Raw genomic sequence first — 14906 nt, 5'->3', positions numbered from 1 at the left:
AGCGCACGCGCTATCTTAATAGCTGGTCCGTCACCTACACTCCCTGTGAATGGAGAACGGGGAACGAGCCGGTCCGTCCTCGAAACTGGACAGCGGTGGTCGCTCATTCTTGTCGGAATCAGCGCTGTCGTACTCTCGCTGAGCAGTTACGCGATCGACCACGACTCGCTCCTCTTCGACGCTCTTACCGCGATTATTCCGATGGGCGTCGGGCTCTGGATAGCCGCCGTCGGCTACCAGGTCATAGAACGTGGCTTCGAACCGAACCGCATCTGGCATCTGACGTGCAGGACGCTGCTCGGGTCGGCGATCGCGTGCGTCGGAACCATGTGCATCATCCTGCTACTCGGAATCTCACTCGTCGGCTCGGAGGCGATCATCGAGGTCCTGGGAAGCGCGGTCGAACTCAGCACGACCTTCGTCGGCCAGCTCGTCCTCGCCGACCTCGTCATCGCCACGGTGATAGGTGCAGGTGGAGGGCTGCTCATCGGAATCTACGAGGACCGGATGGCACAACGAACGCTCGAGCTCGAACGGGCGAACGAACGGCTCGACGAGTTCGCGGCCGTCGTCAGCCACGACCTGCGGAACCCGCTCACCGTCGCCGAGCTCAACATGCATCTGGCCCGGGAATCGGGTGAGAAAGAGCGCTTCGACGCAGTCGAGCGAGCACACGCGCGGATGGAGGAGATAATCGAGGACGTCCTGACGCTCGCGCGCGACGGCGACCAGGTGGTCACGACGACGTTGACCGACGTGGATACGGTAGCGCAAGACGCCTGGGAGACCACCGATACCCGCGACGGGACGCTCTCGGTACGGCCCGTGGGGAAGATACGGGCTGACCCCGCCCGTCTCAAGACCCTGTTCGAGAACCTGTTCAGGAACGCGCTCGATCACGGTGGGCCGACGACGACCGTGTTCGTCGGCCCGCTCGGTGACGGTGGATTCTACGTCGCCGACGACGGGCCCGGTATCCAGATAGAGGAGCGTGACCACGTGTTCGAAGCCGGCTACACCACCAGCCAGACCGGCACCGGATTCGGCCTCACCATCGTCAAGCGGATCGCCCAGGCCCACGGCTGGACGGTAACGGTCGCTGGACCGACGCAGGCGCAGGCTCCGACTGGAGAGACCGTCCTGCAGACCGCGACCGATTCCGGACCGACGGGTGCGCGGTTCGAGTTCCGTCCCGGTTGAGAACGATTCTCCACCGTCCTATCAAGCAGAACTGGTAAATTTTGGTTAAATAGTATTAATAGGGGTTGCGAGTACGATTTCTGAACATATGTCGAATATCGTCAGGCGGATGGCCGAGGGGAGCACGAAGCTGGTGGAGCGATATCTCCCGGACGCGTTCCTGTTCGCGATACTGCTGACGTTCGTCGCGTACGGACTGGCGTTCGCGTTCGTCGAACCCGGCGGTGGGTCGCTCGGGCTCGGACTCACCTTCCTCGAACCAATCGAGCCATACATCGTCCACGCCGTCGACATCCTCCGTGTCGGCTGGTACGGCGGTTTCTGGGCGTTGCTCAGTTTCGCGATGCAGATGACCCTCATCCTGATGACGGGGTACGCGCTCGCACAGACCGACCTCGTCGACGGCATCCTCTCGTGGGTCGCCGAACTGCCGTCCTCGGAACGGGGCGCAGCCGCGATGGTCCCGCTCGTCGCCGCCATCGCGTCGTTCGTCCACTGGGGGCTCGGCCTCGTCGTCGGGGCCCTGCTCGCACGGAAGGTCGCAAAGCAGATCCGCGGTATCGACTTCCCCATCATCGTCGCCGGTGCGTACTCCGGCTTCGTCGTCTGGCACGGCGGACTCGCTGGCTCGATTCCGCTCCTGCTCAACACCACCGCCGACAAGGGGAACTTCCTGCTCGCGTCGGGGACGCTCTCGTCGACCATCCCGACCGGCGAGACCATCTTCACGGTCGCGAACCTCGCCCTGTTCGTGGTTGTCGGCGTCGTCTTCCTCCCGCTCCTGTTCTACTTCATGTACCCGGAGAGCGACGACAAGAAGCGGCCGATCGACCCCGAGACGTTCGACGAGAACGCCGTCGCAGACGGTGGGGAGACCGTCTCCGCCACGCCGACCGCAACCGACGACATGACGCTCGCGGAGCGTATCGAGCACTCGTCGACCCTCGCGACGCTCATCGGTCTCACCGGACTCGTCGCGGTCGTACTCTACTTCTGGAACGGTGTCCAGAACGGAACGATGCCGTGGAACAACCTCGGGCTGAACATCGTGAACTTCACCTTCCTGTTCCTCGGGCTGACGCTGCACGGGACGCCCGCTGCCTACATCGAGGTGATGAAGGAGGCCGTCGAGAACGTCTGGGGCATCATCCTCCAGTTCCCGTTCTACGCAGGCATCATGGGCATCATGGCGTTCGCTCCGGCCGGCTCGACCTCGCTCGCGACGCAGATAGCCGAGGGGATGGTCGCCGTCGCCCCGAACGGCGCTCTGCCCGCCATCGCGTTCCTCACGGCCGGCATCGTCAACATGTTCGTCCCCAGCGGTGGCGGCGAGTGGGCCGTCGTCGGTGAACCGCTCGTGAAAGCCGCACAGGCATCCGGAACGCCCGTCGCTCGCGTCGCGATGGCCGCGGCGTGGGGCGACGCCTGGACCAACATGATTCAGCCGTTCTGGGCGCTGCCGCTGCTCGCCATCTCCGGGCTCTCGGTCCGCGACATCATGGGCTACTGCGTGCTCGTGCTGCTCGGTGCGGGTGCCATCGTCATCGTCGGCATCACGCTGTTACCGATGTAGGCTCGCACGGCGGCTCAAGAATCGAGAGACGCAACGTCGAATACGTCTTCTTCGTGCACCTCACCATCACGGGTATCGAACGTAATGGCTACGTCGCCGGCCGTCTCGTCGTCCGGAAATAGAATCTCACTGCCGGCGAGCAGCGGCGCGAGGACACCGGCAGCGAGCACGCGGGCGTCGACGATCCGAGCCCGAACGGCGACGCGTTCGTCGCCTGCGAGCGCCAGCGACTCGCGCGCCTCCTGGGCCCAGCCGAGCAGGTCGGCGTGGCTGTACCCTCGTTCGTCGGTTACGAGTATCTCCGTCTCCGGACGCGACGGCTCCGGCGGCATCGTCGGGTTCTCGCTCCAGACGTCTCCCTCCCAGTACCAGTGCGCCGGGTCGGTCGGGTCGTCGCCGTAGCCGATCCGCTGGGTTCCGGCGGGCAGGTCGAACGCGTCGAGCTTGTCGTAGGGAGCGACGAGCACCTTGGCGTCCGCCTCGCGTCCGGTCACGAACCGCGTCCTGGCACCGAGCAGCGACCCGCCAAGGAACGCCAGCACCGGCTGGGCCCGGTGCTCGGGAGTGACGGCGACTGTCGTCCCCTCCCTGACGCCGTGGTGGTGGAGGAAGTTCGCTGCTTTCCAGGCCGTCGTCAGTAGCCGGTGGTAGTTGTACCGCTGAGGACCTTCCGACACGAACAGCGCGGGGTCCTCGCACCGCCGCTCTCGGGCGAGCACGTCGGCGAGCGTCTTCATGCCCGGCGGTTCTACCCGCTGGGAGAAAAGGACGCGGTTCGCATCGATGTGGATGACCCGATTTCGACACGTCATCTCCTCGGGAGCGTACGTTCGGCCGACAGACCGCCTCCAGCGGGCTTCTCGGCCAATACTACTTTGTACTTGTTTCACTACGAAATCGACAGGGAAGCAATGACACGTCGGATAACGCACGGTATCGTACGCGAACTGTACAACGCGGTGTTCAACCCGTCACGGTTCGTACGAGCACAGACGAGTTCGTACACCCAGTCGCGGGTGGGTGTGGTCGTCGAGGCGAACCGCCTCGTCGTGGTCTACGTGCTCAACCTGTTGCTCTACGCCGTCCCGCTCACGCTGGCCGGCGTCGGAGTCCAGAAGAGCCAGCCCGCACCCGACTGGTTCGCGGCATCCGCGTTCGCCGCGTTCGCAGACCCCAACGCCCTGTGGCAGTTCTGGACGGCGCTACTGGACAACTGCTCGTTCATCACCGTCGCACTGGTCATCACGTTCCTGAACTACCACGCCGCGGTCGCGCTCTCGCTCAGTTCGAAGGGAGTGCTCCAGACGATGCACACGGTCGTCTATACCACCAGCGCGTACCTCGCGGCCATCTTCACGCTCGTGATGCATCTCTCGACCAGTCCGACCATCCAGGTCGCAGACCAGATAGTCATCAACGTTCAGAAGTCCTTCTTCTACTTCTTCATCGACGCACTTGGCTCCGGGCTCGCGTTACCGAGCGGCCGGCCGACGCCGGTCGACATGGCGAACGTCACGCTCGAAGGGAAGCTCGCCATCGCGGGCCTCGTCATCTCGCTGCTGTACTACCTCTACTCGCTGTACCTCGGTGCCAGGCTCAACCACGGCACCACGCGTACCACGGCGTTCCTCGTCATCGGGGCGGTCGGAGCGGCACCGGCCATCTACGTCGTCGGCATCATCGTCGCGAACACCAACGGGATGATCTGAATGGAAGGAAACACGCATCCACAATCGGCAGACGAATCGGAACGGAACGGCGGTCTGGGCTCGGACGTCGTCTACGAGACGACCCCGACGACGAAGATGGTGGTAATCTACGCCGCCATCCTCGCCGTGGGCGGGTTCGGCCTCGGCGGCTACTTCCTCGCGAATCCACAGGCACTCGGTGAGCAGGGGTACGGCGAGATCGCGGGCTGGGTCGTCCTCTTGCTCAGCGTCATCGGACTCGTCCGTCTCGTAGTCCAGTACTTCGTCCTTCGACGAACCAACTACATCATCACCAGAGACTCGCTCCGCCGGGAGTACGAACTGTTCTACAGCGAGCAGTCTCGTGAACTGCCGCTCTCGAAGGTCCGTGGCATCGAACTCCGTCGCGGGCGCCTTCAGTCGGCACTCGGCTTCGGGAGCGTCTCGTTCCTCGCGGCCGGGACGAACCGGAGCATCGGCTACATCGACTTCTCCAACACGGCAGAACCGCACGACGTCCGTGACATCGTCCTCGAACAGCTCGACGAAGCGAGCGACGGGGACCTAGACGGTTTCGTCGCCGGCCGAGAACACGAGTCGAAGTCGCCGGCTGTCGACCCGTCGCCGAGCACACAGGCCGGTGCCGGGGCCGCGGAAGTAGACGCGAAGTAACGAATCAGAGCGAGTTCTTCAGCTTCTTCCAGAAGCCCTTCTTCACCTCGACCTCCTCGCCGCCAGCCTCGGCGAACGCTTCCAGGGCGTCGCGCTGTTCGTCGTTCAGCTCCTCGGGCGTCACGACCTGTACCTGTACGTAGCAGTCGCCGTGCCCGCCACGGCGGAGCCGCGGCATACCCTTGCCGCGGAGGCGGAAGGTCTCGCCGCTCTGGGTTCCCTCGGGTATCTCCAGTTCCGTCTTCCCGCCGAGCAGATCGAGTTCGATGGTGTCTCCGAAGACCGCCTGCGGGAACGAGATGGGGAGTCGGTGGACGAGGTCGTCACCGTCGCGCTCGAACCGGTCGTGCTCGGCGACGCGGACCTCGATGAGCAGGTCGCCTTTCGGTGCACCCGGCTCACCAGGAGCTCCCTCGCCACCGAGGCGAACCTGCTGTCCGTCCCGGATACCGGCGGGAATCTCGACGGTGAGCTTCGCCTCCTCCTGGACGACGCCTCGACCACCGCAGTCCGAACAGGTCTCGTCGTACAGCTCACCTTCGCCCTCACACTGGGGACAGGTCTGGGTCTGCTGGACCCGGCCGAGGGGTGTCTGCTGGACCGTCGTCACGCGGCCCTGGCCGTTACACTCCGAACAGGTCTCGGAGTCGGCGTCGGGCGGGTGGCCGTGACCCTCGCACGTCTCACAGTGCTCGGGGCGAGTGACCGTCACCTGCTTCTCGACGCCCTCGTACACCTCCTCGAGGTCGAGCGAGACGCGAGTCCGGAGGTCTCGGCCGGGCTGTGGGCCACGCTGGCGCTGGCCCTGTCCCTGGCCGCCGCCGAAGAACTGCTCGAAGATGTCGTTGATACCTCCCATACCGCCGCCCATGCCGCCGCCCATACCGCCACCGAAGCCGCCGGCACCGCCCATGCCGCCAGCGCCCTGGTCGAACCCGCCGCGCTTCTCGGCTTCGGTGAAGCGGTCGTGGCCGAGGCGGTCGTACGCCTGTCGCTTCTCGTCGTCGGTGAGCACCTCCTTGGCCTTCTTCACCTGCTTGAACTTCTCCTCTGCGTCCTCCGCATCCGACACGTCGGGGTGGTACTCCGCGGCCTTCTTGCGATAGGCCTGTTTGATCTCGTCCTCGGACGCGTCTCTGCTCACGCCGAGGGCATCGTAGAAGTCCTCGCTCATTCGTTACTGGCCGATAGTCGGTTGAGACACTTGAAAAGAACGGGTTCGTTCGCCGGGGTCAGAAGTCGGCGGGAGTTATTCTTCCTTCTCGTCGTCCACACCGTCGGGCCTGCGGCCCGACGAGCAGATGAGAGCGAAGAGTAACTTCGCTCTCGTCCACACCGCTGGACCTACGGTCCAGCGAGCAGACGACGGGTCGTTCTACTCCTCGTCGTCTACGTCCCCAGAAAGCGGAGCTTTCTGGTGGGCGGACGAGAAGGAGGTTACTCCTCCTTCTCGTCCACGTCTTCGAAGTCGGCGTCGACGAAGTCGTCGTCCTCGCCGCCCATGCCGCCTGCACCGCCCATGCCGCCGTCGGACTGGGCCGCCGCGGCCTGGTCGTACATCTGCTTGCCGATCTCCTGGAGCTCCTTCGAGAGCGCCTGCGTGGCCTCCTCGAGTTCCTCCTTGGAGCTGTCGTCGTCCTCGACGACGGCCTCGACGTTCTCGATCTCGGCTTCGATGTCCTCACGGAGGTCGTCGTCGACCTGCTCTTCGTTCTCCTCGAGGAGCGTTCGTGCGCGCTGGATGGTCGCCTCGGCGGCGTTCTTCGCCTCGACGCGCTCGCGACGCTGGCGGTCCTCCTCGGCGTGCTCCTCTGCTTCCTTCTGCATCTGCTCGATCTCGGCGTCGGACAGGCCGGCACCGCCCTCGATGGTGATGTCCTCGCGGTTGCCCGAGCCCTTGTCCTCGGCGGAGACGTTGACGATGCCGTTCTCGTCGATGCTGAAGGTGACCTCGATCTGCGGGGTACCGGCGGGAGCCGGCGGGATGCCGGTGAGGTGGAACTCGCCGAGCATCTCGTTGTCCTGTGCCATCTCACGCTCGCCCTGGAAGACGCGGACCTGCACGGAGGTCTGGTTGTCCGCCGCGGTCGTGAAGATCTTCGACTCCTCGGTCGGGATGGTCGTGTTCTTCTCGATGAGGCGTTCGAACAGTCCACCCTTGACCTCGATACCGAGCGACAGCGGCGTCACGTCGAGCAGGACGATGTCGTCGACCTCGCCGCCGAGCACGCCACCCTGGATGGCCGCACCGAGTGCGACCGCCTCGTCCGGGTTGACGTTCTTCTTCGGCTCGGAGCCGAGCAGCTCGGTGACTTTCTCGTGGACCTGCGGCATGCGGGTGGAGCCACCGACGAGCAGTACCTCGTCGATGTCGTCCTTGTCGTAGCCGGCGTCGTCGAGTGCCGTCTCGGTCGGCTCGACGGTGCGGTCGATGAGGTCCTGTGTGAGGCTCTCGAACTTCGCACGGGTCAGACTCTCCTCGAGGTGGATGGGGCCGTCGTCCGTCGCGGTGATGAACGGGAGGTTGATCTCGGTCTCCTTGCGCGAGGAGAGCTCTATCTTGGCCTCCTCTGCGGCGTCCTTGAGCCGCTGGAGCGCCTGCCGGTCCTCGCGGAGGTCGATACCGTGTTCCTGCTCGAACTCGTCTGCGAGCCAGTCGATGATGGCGTGGTCCCAGTCGTCACCACCGAGGTCGTTGTCCCCGTTGGTGGCGACGACCTCGTAGACACCGCCGCCGAGGTCGAGAATAGAGACGTCGAAAGTACCGCCACCGAGGTCGTAGACGAGGATGGTCTGGTCGGAGTCGTCTTCGAGGCCGTAGGCCATCGCGGCGGCCGTCGGCTCGTTGATGATACGCTCTACGTCGAAGCCGGCGATCTCGCCGGCGTTCTTGGTCGCCTGGCGCTGTCGGTCGCTGAAATACGCGGGGACCGTGATGACCGCCTTCTCGACGTCGTCGCCGAGGTACTCCTCGGCGTCACGCTTGATCTTCTGGAGAATCATCGCCGAGATCTGTTCCGGCGTGTACTCCTCGTCGTCGATCTCGACCGTGTAGCCGTCCTCCCCGATATGTCGCTTGATGGAGGCGATGGTCCGGTCGGGGTTCTGAATCGCCTGGTTCTTCGCCGGTTTGCCGACGAGTCGCTCTCCGTCCTCGGTGAACGCGACCACGGAGGGAGTGGTTCGGTTCCCCTCGCTGTTCACGATGATCTCCGGGTCACCGCCTTCCATGACGGCGAACGCGGAGTTCGTCGTCCCAAGGTCGATACCGAGAATCTTGTTGCTCGCCATGTTAGGGGGTAATACCTCCCTCGTCGGTTTAAAACTTGCTTAACTACCCACTCCGCCGAATTAAAACCAACAGACGCCGAATACCCCCCACGAAACGCTAATTTTCGCTAGATATATCGTGGTGATTACTGTTCGTCTCCCAGCGCCGCATCGACCTCGGCGTCGCTGGCTTCGTCGGACCGCTCGGTCTCCTCTTCGTCCGCGGATTCTGTGCTCTCGGTCGTGGGTTCGCCATCCGATCCACCGTCCGCCGTCGCACTTTCTCCCGGACCGACAGGTTTGGATTCGGTACCGTCGTCAGCGCCCTCGTCGACGTCGCCGTCGAGTGCGACCGCTTCGGAGGCCGGGTCGTAGTCCGAGCCGTTGCTTACCGTCACCTGTGCGGTCTGGATGACCTTCCCGCCCATCTCGTAGCCTGGGCGGTAGACGTCGACGATAGCGCCCTCGGGCTCGTCGCTGTCGACCCGAACCATCACCTCGTGACGCTGTGGGTCGACCTCCTCACCCGACTCTGGCGAGACCTCCTCGACGTTCTCGTCTTCGAGAACGCGGTTGAAGTCACGGAGGGTCGCTTCGATGCCGTCCCGGATGTCGGCACCTTCCTCCTGGTCGAGTGCCCGGACGAGGTTGTCGCGGACGGGGACGATCCGTTCGACCAGATCCTCGGTCGCACGCTCTCGTATCTGGTCCTGCTTCTTCTTCGCACGCTCCTTGTAGTTCTTGAAGTCCGCCTGTTTGCGGACCAGTCGTTGTTTGAAATCGTTCCGTTCGGCGCGGAGCGACTCCACCTCCGACTCGAGTTCCTCGACGCGGTCGTGGAGGTCTCGAGATTCGTCACGCAGTTCGAACGCCCGGTTCACGAGCGACTGCACCTCCTGTGCGAGGCCGTCGTCGTACTCGGATACGCGGTCGACGAGGTCGTCGCCGACCGGGCTCTGTGGACCCGCCGACTGCTGACCCGTCCCGGCCGAAGTTTCCGCGGCACCCGCACCGTCCGCACCCGCGGCCTCACCGTCGTCGCTGTCACCCGACGCCGACGTCTCGGCAGCCTCGACGGGCTCGTCCGACCCGGTGGGGTCGTCTGCTGGAGGTTCCGCCTCGGCCTCCTGCTCCGCAACGGAGGCCCTCGTCTCCGTATCCTCGTCTTGCTCCATGTGCGGAACAAAACTCGCCAGACACCAAAAGGGTTCAGGTCCGACCCGGCGCGACCGCCCTGCCCGCACGCCTTATACCGACGGCCCGGATACGACAGTCTAGTGACCCTCACGCTTCGCTACGAGGATGGAACCGTCAGGCTGGACGGTCCCGTACCCACAGAGACACGTTCGCTCTCATACCTCGTCGACGACGCACGGAGCGACACGTGTCGCGTCCCCGCCCACCGATACGTGGCACTCACGCGACAGCTCGACGAAGCCGGCGTCGAGTACGAGGACCTGGTGCTCGACCTGCCGGAACTCCCGACGCTCGAATCCGACTACGAGCTCCGAGACTACCAGCAGGCGGCGCTCGACGTCTGGGCAGACCTGGGTGCCAGCGCGGACGTAGCCGCAAGAGACGCCGAGACGGGAACCGGGCAGACGAACACCGGCGGAACGAACACAACGAACACCAGCGACTCCATCCCTCAGCGTGGCTGTCTGGAACTCCCCACCGGGAGCGGGAAGACCGTCGTCGCAATCGGTGCCATCGAACGCTGTGCGACGCCGACGCTCGTCGTGGTCCCGACGCTCGACCTCGTCGACCAGTGGCGGACGGAACTCGAGCACGAGTTCGACGTCCCGGTCGGGCAGCTCGGCGGCGGCGAGCAGCGAGTCGAGGACATCACCGTCTCCACCTACGACTCCGCGTACCTCCGGGCCGCCGACCTCGGCGACCGGTTCGGACTGGTCGTCTTCGACGAGGTCCACCACCTCGGTGGCCAGGGCTACCGTGACGTGGCACGGCTCTCCGCGGCGCCAGCGAGACTCGGCCTGACCGCGACCTTCGAACGGCCGGACGGCGCCCACGAGACCGTCGAGGAACTCGTCGGCCCGCTTCGCTACCGTCTCTCGGTGGACGACCTCGCCGGTGAGCACTTGGCCGACTACGACGTGAAACGGATGCGGGTCGCACTCACACCAGCGGAACGCGAGCGGTACGAAGCCGCCCAGGGGACGTTCACGGACTACCTCGCACGGAGCGACATCCAGCTCCGGTCCGGGAGCGACTACCAGGAACTCGTCAAACGCTCGGGCAACGACCCGGCCGCGAGGGAGGCACTGCTCGCGAAGCAGGAGGCGCGGCGCATCATGATGGGGAGCGAGGCGAAGCTCCACGCACTCGAGAACGTGCTCGAGCGCCACCGTGGTGACAGGGTCATCCTCTTCACCGCCCACAACGCCCTCGCCTACGATATCGCCGAGCGGTTCCTCATACCCGTCATCACCCACAACACCGGCACGGCCGAGCGTCGGGGGATACTCGACCGGTTCCGTGACGGGAGCTACTCCAGGGTCGTCACGTCCAACGTCCTCGACGAAGGCGTCGACGTCCCGGACGCGAACGTGGCCGTCATCCTCTCAGGGAGCGGGAGCGAACGCGAGTTCACCCAGCGGCTGGGACGCATCCTCCGACCGAAGTCGGACGGTGGGCGGGCGCTCATGTACGAGATAGTCAGCGAGGAGACGGCGGAGACGCGGGTCGCGAACCGCCGACGAGGCTGACCCGAATGGGCGACCGACCCGGCTGACCGACACCGGGGACCGAGCATGGGCTCGCCAGAGCGAGGTGATAGCTTTTTTCGCCTGCACCACCGACCCAGCACTATGCTCACGAAGGACCTCCTCCGGGTGTCCCGCGCCGGTGGAGGCTACCACCCGCAGTTCGCCGACGAGGACGACGAGCGCCTCGCGGCCCGCATCCTCGGCGTCTTCCAGGGGCACGTGGGCGAGCCCTACGGGGACTTACAGGCGGCGCTCTCCGCGCTCGAATCGGACGCCGACTTCAAGCTCGTCCGTGGCTTCGCGAAACTCGTCGAGCGCGAGACGACGGTCGAGACGCGGGCCCCGGTGCCGCCGGAGCGTGCCAGACGGGCCGCATTCTCGGCCGCCGAGGCAGTCGGCGTCGTCACCGAAGCCGACCGGGAGGATGCGCTGGCGAACGCCGGTTCGAGTCTCGGACTGTCCGGCGACGAGGTCGAGCAGTCGCTCTTCGCGGACCTCGCGGACCGTCAGGTGGTCACCGACGTCGGTGACCGGTGGTCTCCCACCGAGCTGGTCGGCCGCTACAACCTCTCGCTTGCGCAGACCGCGTTGTTCGACGCGACCGAGGTCCGGGTCCGTTCGTCGGACCCGAAGACCCTCGTCTCCGCCGTCAAGCGGCTCCGGCTCATGTACGAGGTCCACCGGACCGACGCCGGGCGAGAACTCGTGGTGACGGGCCCTGACGCGCTGTTCGGGTCGTCCCGACGCTACGGGACCGCGTTCGCTCGTCTCCTACGAACCGTCGCCAAGACGACGGACTGGCGGCTCGAGGCGACGATCGACGACTACGGAACCGAACGCGTGCTGCGGCTCTCGAACGACGATCCGGTTCGGGTCCCCGACGCGGAGCCGGTCGCCGAGATGACCTTCGACAGCGACGTGGAAGCTGACTTCGCGACCCGGTTCGAGTCGCTCGACCTCGACTGGAACCTCGTCCGCGAACCCGAACCCCTGGCGACCGGGACGCGGGTCATGATCCCCGACTTCGCGTTCGACTGGGCTCCAGCTGGCGGTGACGCGGAAACACCGGCCGACGGCTGCCGCATCTACTTCGAGGTGATGGGATTCTGGACCCCCGAGTACGTCGAGAAGAAGCTCGCACAGATGCGCGACCTCGAGGACGTCGAGTTACTCGTCGCCGTCGACGCGTCGCTCGGCGTGGGAGACGAGATCGAGTCGCTGGACCACCGTGCGATTCTCTACTCGGGCGGTCGAATCCGGGTGAAGGACGTGCGCGATGCGCTCCGGCGCTACGAAGACGAGTTGGTCGCCGCCAGCTCCGCGGCACTTCCGGCCGAACTCGAGCCGGCGGACGACGTGGTGGCGCTGGCGGCGCTCGCGGACCGGCACGGCGTCAGCGAAGACGCCGTCGAGGGCAAGCGGTTCCCCGCACACGAGCTGGTCGGGCGGACGCTGGTGCGGCCGGCGGTGCTCCGCGAGGTAGCCGGCGAGCTCTCCGCGGGGATGTCGCTGGCCGAAGCGGAGGAGGAACTTTCGGCGCGTGGACTCAGCGACACGAGTGCGGTGCTCTCGACGCTCGGGTACCGGGTCGAGTGGGAAGGACTGAGCGGGGGGACCCTCCGGTCCGCAGAGTAATCACTGCTGAACGACCGGTCCGCTACGAGTCCGGCCCGTCGAGCGGTCGTGGTGAACAGACGGCACAGACGGGTCCTCGCGTGCGCTGTGCCGTACAACCGCGGGGCGCATGCGAGCGGTTCAGTTCAGGGCACACCGTCGCTTGCCCCGTCTTGGTACTTGAATCAGTACGCCGGAGATTCTGCCCTGATGACGTCCGTCAGGTCGTTCATCTCGCCGTCCAGGAGGACCATCAGGTCGTCGAGCGTGACGATACCGACCAGCTTTCCGTTCTCGGTCACGGGCATCCGCCGGACGCTCTCTTCACGCATCTTCTCGCAGAGCTCGGCGACGCCTGCACTGGCTTCGATGGTGACCGGGTCGTTCGACATGACGTCGCGCGCGGTCACCGACGCGGGGTCCTTTCCCTCGCCGACGACTTTCAAGGCGATGTCACGGTCGGTGACGATACCGACTGGCTCTTCGTCCCGGTGGATGACGACGGATCCGACCATCTTCTGGTTCATCTTCGTCGCGATATCCTGGATGGTCGAGTCCGGCTGGGCTCTTACGACCTCGTCCAGTTTCCGGGCGATGTCTATGGTTGGCATGTGTACTCCCCGACGCCGGTTCTGGCGTCGTGCCACTAGAGAGGTCGGAGACGAGGAAATATGTTAGCAGGTATCACGGGCTGGATGCCTCAGGAGTCGAGAGCAGTGCCCGGAAGCCGACGGAAGCGGCCGGCTCAGAGGGTCCGCTGGCGGCCCTTCGGGACGACCGAGCGGAGTTCTCCGTAGAGGAACAGGCCGACGCCGAGCGGCTCCCGTTCACCCGCGAGTTCGTGCGCTGCGATGACGTAGCCCCAGTCGCCGTCGTAGTCGAGTTCCTGGTCCTCACCCGCGGCGAACTTTCGGGCCTCGTCCTCGTCGAGTTCGACGACGTTCTTCGTGGCGTGGCGGCCGAACCGCTGGACCGCGTCGGTCGTCGGCTTCCAGTGCTCCTGCCGGGTGCGGAGGAACGTCATCCCGACGCCCTCGACAGAGATGCTGTCGGGGACGTCCCCGGCGAACGCCCATATCTTGCCCTTGCCCTTCTCGTAGAAGGTGTGGTCCGCGAAGGTCTCCGGCGGCACGCCGAAGCGGTCCTCCCACCAGCCGACCACGGCCTCGCGAGTCGCGCGACCGTCGACCTCCTGCTCGGCGTCGGTCTCGGGGAGTCGGTCGAACTGCTGACCGTCGTTGCCGCTCATGCCTCCACCTCCAGCTTCGCGGTGAAGAAGCCACCAGTGTCGTTCTGGTGCGGGTAGACGCGCTTCGCCTTCGCGACCTGCGGGTCGAACTCCTCGTCCTCCCACTCGGTGAGCCCCGGCTCGTGGTCGAGCGCGAGGTCGTAGTCGACGACGCTGACGTCCTCCTCGCCGATGACGTGGTCGAGCACGGCCTCGTTCTCCTCGGGAGCGAAAGTACACGTCGAGTAGACGACGGTCCCCCCGGGGCGGGTCATCTGGACCGCTCGTTTGAGGATTCCCTTCTGTATCCCGGCCACCGAGGTGACGTGGCCCATGTTCCAGTTGTCGAGGGCGTCCGGGTTCTTCCGGATGGTCCCCTCGCACGAACAGGGGGCGTCTACGAGGACGCGGTCGAACTCCTCACCGTCGAACGGTTTGAGCGAGTAGCTCCGCGCGTCCTGGTTGGTCACGACGACGTTCGTCACGCCGAGTCGCTCGCAGTTGAACCGGAGCGCCGAGAGCCGGCCGAGGTTGTTGTCGTTGGCGACGAGGGTCCCCTCGTCGTCCATCTCGGCGGCCAGTTGCGTGGTCTTCGACCCCGGTGCGGCGCACGTGTCTAGCACGCGCTCCCCCGGCTGGGGGTCGAGCACGGTCGGGGGGATGGCGGAGACCTCTTCCTGCCCGGTGGTCCAGCCGTGGAAGCCGGGCCACGTCGCTCCCGGTTTCTCGGTGTCCACGGTCATGACGAGGGGGTGCCAGTCGGCTCGTTCGTATTCGATGCCGGCCTCGTCGAACGCCTGCGTGACGCGTTCGGGGGTCGTCTTCAGCGTGTTCACCCGGACCGCCATCGGCAACGGCCGTTCGCACGCGGCCAGGAACGCCTCGAAGTCGTCTATCACGTCGCGGTACCGGTCGAACGGCTCCATGCGCCGGCC

The 14906-nt window shown here is 65.6% G+C and carries 13 protein-coding genes; 6 read left to right on the top strand and 7 right to left on the bottom strand.

Features of this window, described 5'->3' with window-relative positions:
* The first annotated feature begins 45 nt into the window (after window positions 1–45).
* Both ACSC1Y_RS11915 and ACSC1Y_RS11910 read left to right on the top strand, forming a co-directional pair.
* Window positions 46–1200, top strand: a complete 1155-nt coding sequence (locus ACSC1Y_RS11915) for a sensor histidine kinase (RefSeq protein ID WP_435335075.1) — start codon at window positions 46–48, stop codon at window positions 1198–1200.
* Between the two features lie 88 nt (window positions 1201–1288).
* On the top strand, window positions 1289–2773 hold the full coding sequence (locus ACSC1Y_RS11910) for a short-chain fatty acid transporter (RefSeq protein ID WP_435335074.1): 1485 nt from the start codon (window positions 1289–1291) through the stop codon (window positions 2771–2773).
* A 14-nt stretch (window positions 2774–2787) separates the two neighbouring features.
* Here the strand turns inward: ACSC1Y_RS11910 and ACSC1Y_RS11905 are convergent, their stop codons facing one another.
* Complete coding sequence (locus tag ACSC1Y_RS11905; RefSeq protein ID WP_435335073.1) at window positions 2788–3510, bottom strand: hypothetical protein; 723 nt, start codon at window positions 3508–3510, stop codon at window positions 2788–2790.
* Between the two features lie 174 nt (window positions 3511–3684).
* On the opposite strand from ACSC1Y_RS11905, the gene ACSC1Y_RS11900 reads away from it, so the two are divergent.
* Window positions 3685–4482, top strand: a complete 798-nt coding sequence (locus tag ACSC1Y_RS11900; protein ID WP_435335072.1) for a hypothetical protein — start codon at window positions 3685–3687, stop codon at window positions 4480–4482.
* Window positions 4483–5133, top strand: a complete 651-nt coding sequence (locus ACSC1Y_RS11895) for a PH domain-containing protein (protein WP_435335071.1) — start codon at window positions 4483–4485, stop codon at window positions 5131–5133.
* Between the two features lie 4 nt (window positions 5134–5137).
* Here ACSC1Y_RS11895 and dnaJ read toward each other — a convergent pair whose 3' ends face one another.
* From dnaJ to ACSC1Y_RS11880, 3 genes are all read right to left on the bottom strand, one after another.
* Window positions 5138–6307 carry a molecular chaperone DnaJ gene (gene dnaJ, locus ACSC1Y_RS11890; protein WP_435335070.1) on the bottom strand — a complete coding sequence of 390 codons (1170 nt, stop codon included), beginning with the start codon at window positions 6305–6307 and terminating at the stop codon, window positions 5138–5140.
* Window positions 6308–6570: 263 nt separating this feature from the next.
* A complete protein-coding gene (gene dnaK, locus ACSC1Y_RS11885) occupies window positions 6571–8424 on the bottom strand; it encodes a molecular chaperone DnaK (RefSeq protein ID WP_435335069.1) in 1854 nt (617 codons plus the stop codon).
* A 125-nt stretch (window positions 8425–8549) separates the two neighbouring features.
* A complete protein-coding gene (locus ACSC1Y_RS11880; RefSeq protein ID WP_435335068.1) occupies window positions 8550–9578 on the bottom strand; it encodes a nucleotide exchange factor GrpE in 1029 nt (342 codons plus the stop codon).
* Window positions 9579–9680: 102 nt separating this feature from the next.
* On the opposite strand from ACSC1Y_RS11880, the gene ACSC1Y_RS11875 reads away from it, so the two are divergent.
* Together ACSC1Y_RS11875 and ACSC1Y_RS11870 are read left to right on the top strand one after the other, a co-directional pair.
* The gene (locus ACSC1Y_RS11875; protein ID WP_435335067.1) at window positions 9681–11129 is read left to right on the top strand and encodes a DEAD/DEAH box helicase family protein; all 1449 of its coding nucleotides are present in this window, start codon (window positions 9681–9683) and stop codon (window positions 11127–11129) included.
* A gap of 102 nt (window positions 11130–11231) precedes the next feature.
* Window positions 11232–12764, top strand: coding sequence for a DUF790 family protein (locus ACSC1Y_RS11870; RefSeq protein WP_435335066.1), 1533 nt, complete (start codon window positions 11232–11234; stop codon window positions 12762–12764).
* 164 nt (window positions 12765–12928) lie between these two features.
* Here the strand turns inward: ACSC1Y_RS11870 and ACSC1Y_RS11865 are convergent, their stop codons facing one another.
* The 3 genes from ACSC1Y_RS11865 to ACSC1Y_RS11855 all read right to left on the bottom strand — a co-directional run bounded on the left by ACSC1Y_RS11865 (window position 12929) and on the right by ACSC1Y_RS11855 (window position 14897).
* Window positions 12929–13354, bottom strand: a complete 426-nt coding sequence (locus tag ACSC1Y_RS11865; RefSeq protein ID WP_435335065.1) for a CBS domain-containing protein — start codon at window positions 13352–13354, stop codon at window positions 12929–12931.
* Between the two features lie 134 nt (window positions 13355–13488).
* On the bottom strand, window positions 13489–13992 hold the full coding sequence (locus ACSC1Y_RS11860) for a DUF7122 family protein (protein ID WP_435335064.1): 504 nt from the start codon (window positions 13990–13992) through the stop codon (window positions 13489–13491).
* Complete coding sequence (locus tag ACSC1Y_RS11855; RefSeq protein ID WP_435335063.1) at window positions 13989–14897, bottom strand: RsmB/NOP family class I SAM-dependent RNA methyltransferase; 909 nt, start codon at window positions 14895–14897, stop codon at window positions 13989–13991. Before ACSC1Y_RS11855 ends, ACSC1Y_RS11860 begins: the two co-directional genes overlap by 4 nt.
* Window positions 14898–14906 lie beyond the last annotated feature (9 nt).

This window comes from Haloarchaeobius lipolyticus, assembly GCF_051208015.1.
Classification (GTDB): Archaea; Halobacteriota; Halobacteria; order Halobacteriales; family Natrialbaceae; genus Haloarchaeobius.
This window is presented reverse-complemented; position numbering and strand designations above follow the sequence as displayed.

Bases quoted from the DNA above. Each gene is read 5' to 3' on its own strand.
- ACSC1Y_RS11860 (WP_435335064.1), bottom strand. From the start codon at position 13,992: ATGAGCGGCAACGACGGTCAGCAGTTCGACCGACTCCCCGAGACCGAC.
- ACSC1Y_RS11865 (WP_435335065.1), bottom strand. From the start codon at position 13,354: ATGCCAACCATAGACATCGCCCGGAAACTGGACGAGGTCGTAAGAGCC.
- dnaK (WP_435335069.1), bottom strand. From the start codon at position 8,424: ATGGCGAGCAACAAGATTCTCGGTATCGACCTTGGGACGACGAACTCC.
- ACSC1Y_RS11880 (WP_435335068.1), bottom strand. From the start codon at position 9,578: ATGGAGCAAGACGAGGATACGGAGACGAGGGCCTCCGTTGCGGAGCAG.
- ACSC1Y_RS11855 (WP_435335063.1), bottom strand. From the start codon at position 14,897: ATGGAGCCGTTCGACCGGTACCGCGACGTGATAGACGACTTCGAGGCG.
- dnaJ (WP_435335070.1), bottom strand. From the start codon at position 6,307: ATGAGCGAGGACTTCTACGATGCCCTCGGCGTGAGCAGAGACGCGTCC.
- ACSC1Y_RS11895 (WP_435335071.1), top strand. From the start codon at position 4,483: ATGGAAGGAAACACGCATCCACAATCGGCAGACGAATCGGAACGGAAC.
- ACSC1Y_RS11910 (WP_435335074.1), top strand. From the start codon at position 1,289: ATGTCGAATATCGTCAGGCGGATGGCCGAGGGGAGCACGAAGCTGGTG.
- ACSC1Y_RS11905 (WP_435335073.1), bottom strand. From the start codon at position 3,510: ATGAAGACGCTCGCCGACGTGCTCGCCCGAGAGCGGCGGTGCGAGGAC.
- ACSC1Y_RS11870 (WP_435335066.1), top strand. From the start codon at position 11,232: ATGCTCACGAAGGACCTCCTCCGGGTGTCCCGCGCCGGTGGAGGCTAC.
- ACSC1Y_RS11900 (WP_435335072.1), top strand. From the start codon at position 3,685: ATGACACGTCGGATAACGCACGGTATCGTACGCGAACTGTACAACGCG.